We start from the raw sequence: 12,255 nt of genomic DNA, 5'->3' as shown, positions 1-12,255 counted from the left end.
CCCGCGCGGGCGCGTGGCGACGCCCGAGGCGCGCGCCGCGGTGGCGGCCCTGCTCGGCGACCTGCCGCTCCGCCCCGATCTGCTGATCGAGCACCTGCACGCCATCCAGGACCGCGAGGGCTGCCTGCGCGCCGGCCGTCTCGTCGCGCTCGCCGCGCTGCTGCGCCTCGCCCCGGTCGAGGTGTTCGAGGTGGCGAGCTTCTACGCGCATTTCGACATCGTCGAGGACGACGCCCCGGCGCCGCCGCCGGTCACGATCCGCGTCTGCGACGGCCTGCCCTGCGCCATGGCCGGGGCGGAGGAACTGCTCGCCGCGCTGCGTGCCGACACGCCCGCCGGGGCGCGCGTGGTCCCCGCGCCCTGCATGGGCGCCTGCCACCGCGCGCCGGCCGTCAGCGTCGAGCACGGCGCCGTGGCCGGCCGGGTCGAGCGCGCCACGCCCGCCTCGGTCGCGGGCGCCGCCGCGCATGGCGTGCCGCGGCCGCCGCGGGCGCCCCTGCCCCCCTATGGCTGGTCGGTGCTGCGCGCGGCGCGCGAGGGGCGGCTGACGCGCGAGGCGATGCTGGCGGCGGTCGAGGCGTCGGGCCTGCGCGGCCTCGGCGGCGCCGGGTTCCCGGCGGCGCGCAAGTGGCGCGCGGTGCTCGCCCATCCGGGGCCGCGGCACGTCGTGGTCAACGCCGACGAGGGCGAGCCGGGCACCTTCAAGGACCGCGACTGCCTGGAACGCGAGCCGCGGCGGGTGCTCGAAGGCATGCTCCTCGCCGCGCACGCGATCGGGGCGGAGGCGTGCTGGATCTACCTGCGCGACGAGTACGCGGAGCTGCGCCTCGACCTCGCGGCCGAGATCGCCGCGCTGCAGGCGGAGGGGATGGCGGCCGGCACGGCCATCCACCTGCGCCGCGGCGCCGGCGCCTACGTCTGCGGCGAGGAGACGGCGCTGCTGGAGAGCCTGGAGGGCAGGCGCGGCTACCCGCGCCACAAGCCCCCCTACCCCGGCGAGCGCGGCCTGTTCGGCCGCCCGACGCTGATCCACAACGTCGAGACGCTGTGGTGGCTGCCGGAGATCCTCGGCACGCCGGACGGCGCCGCCCGCTTCGCCGGCGCGGGCCGGCGCGGGCGCGGCGGCAAGCGGCTGTTCAGCGTCTCCGGCCGCGTGCGCCGCCCCGGCGTGGTGGCGGCGCCGGCCGGGGTCACGGCGCGGGAGCTGATCGAGGAGTTCTGCGGCGGCATGGCGGAGGGCCACCGCTTCGTCGCCTACCTGCCGGGCGGCGCCTCCGGCGGCATCCTGCCGGCGGCGATGGCCGACCTGCCGCTCGACTTCGGCACGCTGGAGCCGCACGGCTGCTTCGTCGGCTCGGGCGCCGTGGTCGTGCTGTCCGACCGCGACGACCTCGCCGCGGCGGTGCGCAACCTGGTGCGCTTCTTCCGCGACGAATCCTGCGGGCAGTGCACCCCTTGCCGCGTCGGCACGGCGAAGGCGGCGCGGCTGCTCGAGGCGCCGCGCTGGGACCGCGCGCTGCTCGAGGAGCTGGCGGCGGCAATGGCGGACGGCTCGATTTGCGGCCTCGGCCAGGCGGCGATGAACCCGGTGCTGTCCGTGCTGCGCTTCTTCCCGGAGGCGGTGCCGTGACCGATGCGATCCGCTTCACCCTCGACGGCCGGGAGGTGGAGGCCGCGCCCGGCGAGACGATCTGGGAGGCGGCGACGCGCCTCGGCGTCGAGATCCCGCATCTCTGCCACCTGCCGCGCCCGGGCTACCGGCCGGACGGCAATTGCCGCGCCTGCCTGGTGGAGATCGAGGGCGAGCGCGTGCTCGCCGCCTCCTGCATCCGCGCCCCGGCGCCGGGGATGGCGGTGCGCACGGCGAGCGGGCGGGCGCGGCACGCGCGGCGGATGGTGTTCGAGCTGCTGCTCGCCGACCAGCCGGACGCGGCGGCGCGCGACGCGACCGGCGGCTTCGCGCGCTGGGCGGCGAGGCTCGGCGTGGCCGCATCGCGCTTCCCGGCGGAGGAGGCGCGCCCCGCGCCCGACCTGTCGCATCCGGCGATGGCGGTGCAGCTCGACGCCTGCATCGCCTGCGGCCTCTGCGCGCGCGCCTGCCGCGAGGTGCAGCACAACGACGTCATCGGCCTGGCGCGCCGCGGCATCGGCGTGACGGTGGCCTTCGACCTGCTCGACCCGATGGGCGCCTCCTCCTGCGTCGCCTGCGGCGAATGCGTGCAGGCCTGCCCGACCGGCGCGCTGCTGCCGAGGAGCGTGCTCGACGGGACGGGCCGCCGCGGCGCGCCGGCGGAGCGCGAGGTGGCGAGCGTCTGCCCCTATTGCGGCGTCGGCTGCCAGGTCGGCTTCCGCGTGCGCGGGAACCGGCTCGTCGAGGTGGTCGGGCGGGACGGGCCGGCCAACCGCAACCGCCTCTGCGTCAAGGGCCGGTTCGGCTTCGACTACGTCGCGCATCCGGATCGCCTGACGCGGCCGCTGGTCCGCATCGAGGGCGCGGCGAAGGACCCGGCCGACTGTCTCGACCCCGCCCGCGCGCGGGCGAAGTTCCGCGAGGCGAGCTGGGAGGAGGCGATGGCGCGCGCCGCCGCCGGCCTCGCGCGCATCCGCGACACCCACGGGCCGCGCGCGCTGGCCGGCTTCGGCTCGGCCAAGGGCTCGAACGAGGAGGCCTACCTGTTCCAGAAGCTGGTGCGCACCGGCTTCGGCACGAACAACGTGGACCACTGCACGCGGCTCTGCCACGCCGCCTCGGTCGCGGCGCTGCTGGAGGGGATCGGCTCCGGCGCCGTCACCGCGCCCTTCACCGCGGCGAAGGACGCCGACCTGATCCTCGTCATCGGCGCCCGGCCGACCGAGAACCATCCGGTCGCCGCGACCTTCCTCAAGGACGCCGCGCGCCGCGGCGCCACCCTGGTGGTGGCCGATCCGCGCGGCAACGGCCTCGACCGCTTCGCCACAGAGGTGCTGCGCTTCGCGCCGGGCAGCGACGTCGCGCTGCTCAACGCCCTGCTGCACGTGGTCGTGACCGAGGGGCTCTACGACCGCCAGTTCGTCGCCGCCCGCGTCGAGGGCTTCGAGGCGCTGCGCGCGCACCTCGCCGCCTACGGCCCGGAGGCGATGGAGCGCGTCTGCGGCGTGCCGGCGGCGCAGCTCCGCCGCGTCGCGCGGCTCTACGCGCGGGCGCGGGCGGCGCTGATCCTCTGGGGCATGGGGATCAGCCAGTCGGTGCACGGCACCGACAACGCGCGCGCGCTGATCGCGCTGGCCCTGCTCTGCGGCCAGGTCGGGCGGCCGGGGACGGGGCTGCATCCGCTGCGCGGCCAGAACAACGTGCAGGGCGCGTCCGACGCCGGCCTCATCCCGATGATGTTCCCGGACTACCGCCGCACGGACGACGCGGCGGCGCGGGCCTTCCTCGAGGATCTGTGGGGCGCGCGGCTCGATCCCGACCCCGGCCTGACCGTGGTCGAGATCCTGCACGCGGCGGAGCGCGGCGAGATCCGCGGCATGTACATCATGGGCGAGAACCCGGCGATGTCCGACCCCGACGCGGCGCATGCGCGCGCCGGGCTCGCCCGCCTCGAGCACCTGGTCGTGCAGGACCTGTTCCTGACCGAGACCGCGGCGCTCGCCGACGTGGTGCTGCCCGCCTCCGCCTGGCCGGAGAAGGACGGCACCGTCACCAACACCAACCGCCAGGTGCAGATGGGCCGCAAGGCGGTGGCGCCGCCCGGCGAGGCGCGGCAGGACCTCGCCATCATCGTGGACATGGCGCGCCGCCTCGGCCTCGACTGGTCCTGCGCGCATCCGCGCGAGGTCTTCGCCGAGATGGCGCGGGCCATGCCCTCCCTCGCCCACATCACCTGGGAGCGGCTGGAGCGGGAGGGCAGCGTCGTCTATCCCTGCCCCGCCCCCGACTCGCCCGGCGAGGAGATCGTCTTCCGCGACCGCTTCCCCACCGCGGACGGCCGCGCGCGCCTGGTGCCCGCCGGCCTCTCCGATCCGGGCGAGATGCCGGACGCGGACTTCCCCTTCGTCCTCAGCACGGGCCGCGAGCTGGAACACTGGCACACCGGCGCCATGACCCGGCGCGCCGCGGTGCTGGACGCGCTGGAGCCGGGGCCGACCGCCTCGCTCGCGCCGGCGGAGCTGCGCCGGCTCGGCCTCGCCCCCGGCGCGCGGCTGCGCGTGACGACGCGGCGCGGCGCGATCGAGTGCGCGGCGCGCGAGGACCCGGGCGTGCCGGAAGGGATGGTGTTCATCCCCTTCGCCTACCGCGAGGCGGCGGCGAACCTGCTGACCGATCCGCGGCTCGATCCCTTCGGCAGGATCCCCGGCTTCAAGTACTGCGCGGCGCGGGTCGAGCCCGCCTGACGGCGCGGCGGGGGGCGGGCCGGCCCGGCCCGACCGGCCGCGACGGCCTCGCCCATTGCCCGAAGGGCCGCTTCCCGCGATGGTAGGGGCGCGCCGGGCCGGCCCCGGCGAAGGAGGAGGTCCCGGTCGTGCCACGGCCCCGCGCGATTGACTGCGACCTGCACCCCGCGGTGACCGGCTTCGCCGCCCTCGCGCCCCATCTCGAGCCCTATTGGCGCGACAGCGTCGAGGACCGCGGGATGGAGGCGCTGGAGAGCGCCTCCTACCCGCCCAACGCGCCGATCACCGCGCGCGCCGACTGGCGCCCCGCGGGCGGGCGCGCCGGCGCCACCCTGGCGCAGCTCCGGACCGAGGCGCTCGACCGCTTCGGCGCCGACATCGGCATCCTCAACTGCCTCTTCCCGGTGCAGCTCCCCTTCAGCGAGGACATGTCCGCCGCCTTCGCGCGCGCGCTGAACGACTGGGTGCGCGCCGAGTGGCTGGACCGCGACCCGCGCCTGCGCGCCTCCATCGTGCTGCCGATGGCGAGCCCGGAGCACGCGGTGGAGGAGATCGAGCGCCTCGCCCCGGACCGGCGCTTCGTGCAGGGGATGATCCTGGCGATGGGCGAGGTCCCGGCGGGCCGCCGGACCTTCTGGCCGGTCTATGCGGCGCTGGAGCGGCACGGCCTGCCGCTCGCGATCCACGCCGGCAGCGCCTACCGCCATCCGGTGACCTCGGTCGGCTGGCCCTCCTGGTACCTGGAGGACTACGCCGCGCACCAGCAGGGCTTCCAGAGCACGCTGGCGAGCCTGGTGACCGAGGGCGTCTTCGCCAAGTTCCCGGGCCTCAGGGTGGTGCTGCTCGAATCCGGCGTGAGCTGGCTGCCGCCCTTCCTCTGGCGCCTGACCAAGACCTGGAAGGGCGTGCGCTTCGAGGTGCCCTGGGTGGACCGGCCGCCGGCCGAGATCGTGCGCGACCACGTGCGCCTGACGGTGCAGCCCTTCGACGCGCCCGACGATCCCGACCTGGTGCGCCGGCTGCTCGACCACCTGCGCTCGGACGAGCTGCTGCTCTGGGCCTCGGACTGGCCGCACTGGCAGTTCGACGGCGACGCCGTCGCGCCGCCCGGCCTGCCGGCCGATCTGCTGCCGAGGATCATGGTGGACAACCCGCTCGCCACCTATGCGCGGCTGCGGGAGGAGGGAGTGCCGTCATGAACGTCGTCCGCCCCATCGCGGCGCCCGGGCGTCCCGCCGTCGCGACGCTCGGCCTGTTCGACTGCGACATCCACCCGCGGCCGCTGAGCCTGGAGGAGTACCGGCCCTGGCTCTCGGCGGAGATGTGGCACCGGCTCTCGACCTACGGCATCCGGCCGCGGCACGGCTTCGCCAAGGGCTATCCCTTCCCCAAGGCGGCGCCGCTCGCGAGCCGGCGCGACGCCTGGCCGCCCGGCAAGGTGCCGGCCTCCGACCTCGACTTCCTGCGCGCCCAGCACCTCGACTTCCACGGCATCGACATCGGCGTGCTCAACCCGCTGCAGCCCTCCGGCCAGGGCGACCAGAACGACGCCTTCAGCGCCGCCATGGCCTACGCGGTGAACGAGTGGCAGCTCGAGCGCTGGCTCAGGGACGAGCCGCGGCTGCGCGCCTCCGTCGTCGTGCCCTACGAGGACGGCGAGGCGTCCGCGCGCGAGATCCGCCGCCGCGCCGGCGACCGCCGCTTCGTCCAGGTGCTGCTGATGAGCCGCACCGCCGAGCCGCTGGGACGCAAGCGCTACTGGCCGATCTACGAGGCCGCCTGCGAGGCCGGGCTGCCGGTCGCCTTCCACGCCTTCGGCTACTCCGGCTGGGCGATGACCAACGGCGGCTGGCCGAGCTTCTACATCGAGGAGGTGAGCGAGCACGCCACCTCCTGCCAGTCCCAGGTCATCAGCCTGATCGTCGAGGGCGTGTTCGAGCGCTTCCCGAGCCTCAGGATCCTGATGATCGAGTGCGGCTTCGCCTGGATCCCCTCGGTCGGCTGGCGGCTCGACCAGCACTGGCGGAAGCTGAAGGACGAGGTGCCGCACCTGCGGCGCGCCCCCTCGGAGTACCTGCGCGAGCACTTCCACGTCTCGACCCAGCCGATGGACGAGCCGGAGCGGCCCGAGCACCTGCTCGACGTGATGGAGTGGATCGGCTGGGACCGCATCCTCTACGCCAGCGACTACCCGCACTGGGACTTCGACGACCCGCGCACCGCCCTCCCCGCCTTCATCCCGCCGGAGCGGCGGCGCGACATCTTCGGCGCCAACGCGCGCGCGCTCTACGGCATGCCGGCGGCCTGATGGCGGCGCGCTACGTGGTGGCGCCGGCGGCGGAGATCCCGCCCGGCGCGCGCAAGGTGGTGGAGGCCGGCCAGGGCCGGCGCATCGTCGTGTTCAACCTCGGCGGCGAGTTCTTCGCCCTGCTCGACCGCTGCCCGCACCAGGGCGGGCGGCTCTCGGAGGGCAAGCTCTGCGGCCTGGTCGAGAGCGACGAGCCGGGCGTGTTCCGCTACGGGCGCAAGGGCGAGATCCTGCGCTGCCCCTGGCACCAGTGGGAGTTCGACATCCGCACCGGCAGGTCCTGGCACGACCCGGACCGCACCCGCGTCCGCGCCTTCCCGGCGCGGGTCGAGCGCGGCGCGGCGCTCCGGGAAGGCCCCTACGTGGTGGAGACCTTCCCGGTGCGGGTCGAGGACGACTACGTGGTGGTGGAGGCGTAGCGCGCCCTCAGACGTCGAGGAAGACGGTCTCGCCCTCGCCCTGCAGCCGGATGTCGAGGCGCCATTCGCCGGGCGCCGCGGTCCGGCGCGCGATCAGCGTGCCGCGGCGCGCCGGCTCGATCGCCTGCAGGACCGGGTCGTTCTCGTTCAGCGCCTCGCCGGCGAAGTAGAGCCGCGTGACGAGCTGCTTCAGCAGCCCGCGCGCGAAGATCGAGAGCACCACGTGCGGCGCCTGCGTCTGGTTGCCGCGGCCCGGCACCGGGCCGGGCTTCAGGGTGACGAAGCGGAACATGCCGTCCGCATCGGTGCCGCAGCGGCCGAAGCCGTGGAAGGCGCCGTCGTAGCGGCCCTCGGGGTCGGCCTGCCAGATCTCGACCATGGCGTCCGCGACGGGCGCGCCCTGGCCGTCCGTGACGCGGCCGGTGAGCACGATGCGCTCGCCGCCGGTGACGCCCGCGTTCGGCCCGTCGGCCCGCAGCAGGTCGGCCCATTCGGGGAAGTCGATCAGGTGCCAGTATGGCCCCGCCGTCTGGCTGGCGGTCGCGGCGGTCATGTCAGTGCGCTCCGTCGTTCTCGAAGGGCGTGGCCTCGCGGCCGCGCAGCACGATGTCGAAGCGATAGCCCAGCGCCCATTCCGGCTCGGTGATGTCGAGGTCGAACCGGGCGATCAGCCGGTTGCGCGCCGCCTCGTCCGCCGTGCTCAGGAAGATCGGGTCGTAGGCGAGCAGCGGGTCGCCCGGGAAGTACATCTGGGTGATCAGCCGCTGCGCGAAGCCCGCGCCGAACAGCGAGTAGTGGATGTGCACCGGCCGCCAGGCGTTGGGATGGTTCCGCCAGGGATAGGCGCCGGGGCGGATGGTGGTGAAGCGGTAGTTCCCCTCCTCGTCGGTGAAGACCCGCCCGCGGCCGAGGAAGTTCGGGTCGAGGGGCGCGTCGTGCTGGTCGCCGGGGTGGTGGTAGCGGCCGGCGGCGTTCGCCTGCCAGACCTCGACCATCGCGCCGCGCACCGGGCGGCCGTCCTCGTCCAGCACGCGGCCGGCGACGATGATGCGCTCGCCGAGCGCCGCCTTGCCGTTCAGCGTCGAGAGGTCGGCATGCGGCGCGTACCAGGCGGGCGAGAAGCGCGGGCCGCTGACCTCGGTGAGGGTGTGCGGCACCCGCACCGGCGCCTGCTTCGGGTGGCGGTGGTGCGTGCTGCCATAGGCCGGCACGTCGTAGGGCGGCTGCGTGGCCGGGTCGGGCCGGCGGTAGCCGATGGGGTCGGTCATGCTCGGGCTCCTTGCGGTAGCGCGGTCACCTGCGGGCGACCTCGGAACGGGGGCGGCGGTCCAAGATGCTTGCGGCCGCGCCGCACGTCTGCCAACGGGGATCGGCGCCCGCGGCGCGGCCCCGATCGCCGCGGGGCCGGCCGGGCCGTGACGCCTCGCCGCCGGGGGCGGGCGGGGAATTCGAGCGGGCAGAGGTCCTCTCATCGGCCCTTCGCGCAAAGGCACCTCGGGCGGACCGGCGGAGATTGCTGCGCCGCCGCGGGGAGCGCACGGGCGTCCGCCCCCGGCTCCAGCCCTTGCCCGGGCGCGCCGGCCCGCACCGCTTCCGCGCGAGTAGCCGGCGCGCGGCCTTCAGGCCTTGCGGTGGATCAAGGCATCCCCGAGCGCGGTGCCTCCCCATGCCGCCCCGACCAGGAGGAGACCGGCCATGCCGCGCACCATGAAAGCCGCCGTGTTCGTCGAGCCCGGCCGCATCCAGCTCCAGGAGAAGCCCATTCCGGAGGTGGGGCCCCTGGACGCCCTGCTGCGCATCACCACGACGACGATCTGCGGCACCGACGTCCACATCCTCAAGGGCGAGTATCCGGTGGCGAAGGGGCTGACCATCGGCCACGAGCCGGTCGGCGTGATCGAGCGTCTCGGCTCCGCCGTGCAGGGCTACCGCGAGGGCCAGCGGGTCATCGCCGGCGCCATCACGCCCTCGGGCCATTCCAACGCCTGCCTCTGCGGCTTCTGCGCGCAGGACGGGGCGGGGACGAAGCACGGCTGGAAGCCGATCGGCGGCTGGAAGTTCGGCAACACCATAGACGGCTGCCAGGCGGAATACGTGCGGGTGCCCGACGCGATGGCGAACCTCGCGCCGGTGCCGGACGGGCTGACGGACGAGCAGGTGCTGATGTGCCCCGACATCATGTCCACCGGCTTCGGCGGCGCGGAGAGCGGCGCGATCCGCATCGGCGATGCGGTGGCGGTCTTCGCCCAGGGCCCGATCGGCCTGTGCGCCACGGTGGGCGCGAGGCTGATGGGCGCCACGACGATCATCGCCGTCGAGCGCGTGCCGGAGCGGATGGCGGTGGCGAAGCGCCTCGGCGCCGATCACGTCGTGGACTTCACGCAGGAGGACCCGGTGGAGGCGATCCGCCGGATCACCGACGGGCGCGGCGTGGACGTCGCGATCGAGGCGCTCGGCACCCAGGCGACCTTCGAGGCGTGCCTGCGCGTGCTGCGCCCGGGCGGCACGCTCTCCTCGCTCGGCGTCTATTCCGGCGACCTGCGCATCCCGCTCGACGCCTTCGCCGCCGGCCTCGGCGACCACCGCATCGTCACCACGCTCTGCCCCGGCGGCAAGGAGCGGATGCGGCGGCTGATGGAGGTGATCGCGAGCGGCCGCGCCGACCTGCGGCCGCTGGTGACGCACCGCTTCAGGCTGGACCAGATCGAGGAGGCCTACGACCTGTTCAGCCACCAGCGCGACGGCGTGCTGAAGGTGGCGATCACGCCCTGACGCCCCCCGCGGCCGGGCGCGTCAGGCGTTCGGCCGCAGGATCTGCCGCAGCACGCTGCCTTCCGCGAGGCGGTCGAAGCCGGCGTTGATCTCCTCGAGCCCGAGGAAGCCGCTGCGCAGCCGCTCCACCGGCAGCTTGCCGCGCTTGTAGAGGCCGAGGAAGCGCGGGATGTCGCGCTCGGCGACGCAGCTTCCCATGTAGCTGCCGCGGAGCGAGCGTTCGTCGGTGACGAGCTCCGCGTGCAGGTAGGAGAAGGTCGCCTTCGCGTCCGGCAGGCCGGCGCTGATGGTGCTGCCGCCGCGCGCGGTGATGGCGGCGGCGAGCTGCATGGCGGGGATGCTGCCCGCGGTCTCGATCACCGTGTCGAGGCCGCCCTCCGTCGCCTCGCGCACCTTCCTCGCGCAGTCGGGGTCGGTGGCGAGGAAGGTGTCGGTCGCGCCCCACTGGCGGGCGAGACCGAGCTTCTCCGGGTTGGTGTCCACCGCGACGATCCGCTCCGCCCCCGCCGCCACCGCGGCGAACAGCGCGTTCATGCCGACGCCGCCGAGCCCGACCACGGCGATGTTCTCGCCCGGCCGCAGCCCGGCGGTGTTGAACACCGCGCCGGCGCCGGTCATCACCGCGCAGCCGAAGATCGCCGCGTCCTCGAGCGGCACGGAGGGGTCTATCTTGACCGCGGAGCGGCGGTGCACCACCGCGTACTGCGCGAACAGCGACAGGCCGCTGCCGTGGTTGACCGGCGTGCCGTCGAGCCGGCGGATGCGCCTGGCGCCGGAGAGCAGCGTGCCGGCGGAGCGCGCCGCGAAGCCGCTCGCGCAGATGTTCGGGCGCCCGCGCACGCAGTAGCGGCACTCGCCGCAGCTCGCGACGAAGACGGTGATGACGTGGTCGCCCGGCCTGAGGCCGGTGACGCCCGCGCCGACCTCGCGCACGATGCCCGCGCCCTCGTGCCCGATGACGATCGGCAGCGGGCGCGGGCGGATGCCCTCGATGGCCGAGAGGTCGGAGTGGCAGAGGCCGGCGGCGGCGACCTCGATCAGGATCTCGCCGGGGCCGGGCCCCTCCAGCTCGACCTCCTCGACGACGAGCGGCCTCGTCTCCGCGTAGGGGCGCGGGCGGCCCTGCTCGAACAGGATGGCGGCCTTCATGCGCATCGGTGTCGTTCCCCCTTTCGCGCGGGCATGGCCGCGCGCTTCCGTGTCCCCGGCCGCGCTACCCGGCGGCCGCCCTGGTGCCGGTGCCGCCCAGCACCTCTTCGGTGTGCTCGCCGAGGCGCGGCGCCACGCGGCGGATGCGCGGGCGCTCGCCGTCGAAGGAGAGCGGCAGGGCGACGAGGGAGAAGTCCTCGCCCGGCACCGGCTGCAGCATCTCCATCGCCGCGGTCTGCGGCTCGGCCAGCACCTCCGGGATGGTGTTGATCGGCGCGCAGGGCACGCCGGCGGCGATCAGCCGCTCCAGCCACTCCCCGCGCGGGCGGGTGCGCAGCACCGCGGCGATCTGCGCCAGCAGCTCCGCCTTGTGGGCGAGGCGTTGGCGGTTGGTGGCGAAGCGCGGGTCCTCCGGCCAGTCCGGGCGCCCGGCGACGGCGGCGAACTTCGCGAACAGCCGGTCGTTGCCGCAGCAGACCAGCATCGGCGCGTCGGCCGCCTCGAAGGCCTGGTAGGGCACGAAGTTCGGATGGCCCGAGGCGTGGCGCTCCGGCAGCTTCCCCTGGTTCACGTAGGCGCTGATCTTCTGCCCGGCCCAGAGCAGTGCGGTCTCGAACAGCGAGGTGTTGACGACGCCGCCGCGCCCGGTGCGGTGGCGCCGCTGCAGCGCGGCGAGGGCGCCGATCACCGTCCACATGCCGGTGCCCTGGTCCACCACCGAGGCGCCCATGCGCACCGGCGGCCCGTCCGGCTCGCCGGTGATGCTGGAGAGGCCGCAGAAGGCCTGGAACAGCGGCTCGTAGCCGGGGCGGAGCCGGAGCGGCCCCTTGTGGCCGAAGGCGCCCATCGCGCAGTAGATCAGCCGCGGGTGGCGGGCGCAGACCTCCTCCGGCCCGAGGCCGAGCGCCTCCGCCGCGCCGGGGCGCAGGTTGTGCAGCAGGATGTCGGCCGTCCCGAGCAGCCGGTGCAGCGCCTCCCGCCCCGCCTCCGCCTTCAGGTCGAGCACGACCGAGCGCTTGCCGCGGTTGAACTCGTGGAAGTTGAGCGCGTCGCCGTGGCGGAAGGCGGGGCCCATCTGGCGCGCGTCGTCGCCGCCCTCGGGCTTCTCGACCTTGATCACGTCGGCGCCGAGATCGGCGAAGATCGCGCCGGCGAAGGGGCCGGAGAGGACCTGGCCGATCTCGACGACGCGCACGCCCGCGAGCACGCCGCCGCCGTCATCCGTCATGCCGC

10 protein-coding genes are annotated in these 12,255 nt (G+C 74.9%); 6 read left to right on the top strand and 4 right to left on the bottom strand.

All coding sequences use genetic code 11. The features are described from left to right. Positions 1-13 precede the first annotated feature (13 nt). From IEX99_RS07720 to IEX99_RS07700, 5 genes are all read left to right on the top strand, one after another. A complete protein-coding gene (locus IEX99_RS07720; protein WP_229677872.1) occupies positions 14-1,630 on the top strand; it encodes an NADH-ubiquinone oxidoreductase-F iron-sulfur binding region domain-containing protein in 1,617 nt (538 codons plus the stop codon). Next, positions 1,627-4,374 carry a formate dehydrogenase subunit alpha gene (fdhF, locus tag IEX99_RS07715; RefSeq protein WP_188899454.1) on the top strand — a complete coding sequence of 916 codons (2,748 nt, stop codon included), beginning with the start codon at positions 1,627-1,629 and terminating at the stop codon, positions 4,372-4,374. The genes IEX99_RS07720 and fdhF overlap by 4 nt, the downstream gene beginning before the upstream one ends. Before the next feature lie 128 nt (positions 4,375-4,502). Beyond that, positions 4,503-5,573, top strand: a complete 1,071-nt coding sequence (locus IEX99_RS07710; RefSeq protein ID WP_188899453.1) for an amidohydrolase family protein — start codon at positions 4,503-4,505, stop codon at positions 5,571-5,573. Further along, positions 5,570-6,682, top strand: a complete 1,113-nt coding sequence (locus IEX99_RS07705) for an amidohydrolase family protein (RefSeq protein ID WP_188899452.1) — start codon at positions 5,570-5,572, stop codon at positions 6,680-6,682. The genes IEX99_RS07710 and IEX99_RS07705 overlap by 4 nt, the downstream gene beginning before the upstream one ends. Then, entirely contained in the window at positions 6,682-7,101 is a 420-nt protein-coding gene (locus tag IEX99_RS07700) for a Rieske (2Fe-2S) protein (RefSeq protein WP_188899451.1), read from the top strand. The genes IEX99_RS07705 and IEX99_RS07700 overlap by 1 nt, the downstream gene beginning before the upstream one ends. 7 nt (positions 7,102-7,108) lie before the next feature. Here the strand turns inward: IEX99_RS07700 and pcaG are convergent, their stop codons facing one another. Both pcaG and pcaH read right to left on the bottom strand, forming a co-directional pair. Beyond that, the gene (gene pcaG, locus IEX99_RS07695) at positions 7,109-7,654 is read right to left on the bottom strand and encodes a protocatechuate 3,4-dioxygenase subunit alpha (protein ID WP_188899450.1); all 546 of its coding nucleotides are present in this window, start codon (positions 7,652-7,654) and stop codon (positions 7,109-7,111) included. A gap of 1 nt (position 7,655) precedes the next feature. Continuing rightward, positions 7,656-8,369: a protocatechuate 3,4-dioxygenase subunit beta gene (gene pcaH / locus IEX99_RS07690; protein WP_188899449.1), complete on the bottom strand. Its 714-nt coding sequence runs from the start codon at positions 8,367-8,369 to the stop codon at positions 7,656-7,658. Between the two features lie 427 nt (positions 8,370-8,796). On the opposite strand from pcaH, the gene IEX99_RS07685 reads away from it, so the two are divergent. Then, positions 8,797-9,873, top strand: coding sequence for an NAD(P)-dependent alcohol dehydrogenase (locus IEX99_RS07685; protein WP_188899448.1), 1,077 nt, complete (start codon positions 8,797-8,799; stop codon positions 9,871-9,873). A 21-nt stretch (positions 9,874-9,894) separates the two neighbouring features. On the opposite strand, the gene IEX99_RS07680 is transcribed toward IEX99_RS07685, so the two are convergent. Beyond that, positions 9,895-11,022, bottom strand: a complete 1,128-nt coding sequence (locus tag IEX99_RS07680; protein ID WP_229677871.1) for a zinc-dependent alcohol dehydrogenase family protein — start codon at positions 11,020-11,022, stop codon at positions 9,895-9,897. 64 nt (positions 11,023-11,086) lie between these two features. After that, positions 11,087-12,250, bottom strand: a complete 1,164-nt coding sequence (locus IEX99_RS07675) for a CaiB/BaiF CoA transferase family protein (RefSeq protein ID WP_188899446.1) — start codon at positions 12,248-12,250, stop codon at positions 11,087-11,089. Positions 12,251-12,255 lie beyond the last annotated feature (5 nt).

Origin of the sequence: Caldovatus sediminis, assembly GCF_014644455.1 — a bacterium.
GTDB lineage: Bacteria > Pseudomonadota > Alphaproteobacteria > Acetobacterales > Acetobacteraceae > Caldovatus > Caldovatus sediminis.
The sequence above is the reverse complement of the archived record's forward strand: the minus strand, read 5'-3'. Positions and strand labels throughout refer to the sequence as shown.

Bases quoted from the DNA above. Each gene is read 5' to 3' on its own strand.
- IEX99_RS07705 (WP_188899452.1), top strand. From the start codon at position 5,570: ATGAACGTCGTCCGCCCCATCGCGGCGCCCGGGCGTCCCGCCGTCGCG.
- pcaH (WP_188899449.1), bottom strand. From the start codon at position 8,369: ATGACCGACCCCATCGGCTACCGCCGGCCCGACCCGGCCACGCAGCCG.
- IEX99_RS07685 (WP_188899448.1), top strand. From the start codon at position 8,797: ATGCCGCGCACCATGAAAGCCGCCGTGTTCGTCGAGCCCGGCCGCATC.
- IEX99_RS07700 (WP_188899451.1), top strand. From the start codon at position 6,682: ATGGCGGCGCGCTACGTGGTGGCGCCGGCGGCGGAGATCCCGCCCGGC.
- IEX99_RS07680 (WP_229677871.1), bottom strand. From the start codon at position 11,022: ATGAAGGCCGCCATCCTGTTCGAGCAGGGCCGCCCGCGCCCCTACGCG.
- IEX99_RS07675 (WP_188899446.1), bottom strand. From the start codon at position 12,250: ATGACGGATGACGGCGGCGGCGTGCTCGCGGGCGTGCGCGTCGTCGAG.
- pcaG (WP_188899450.1), bottom strand. From the start codon at position 7,654: ATGACCGCCGCGACCGCCAGCCAGACGGCGGGGCCATACTGGCACCTG.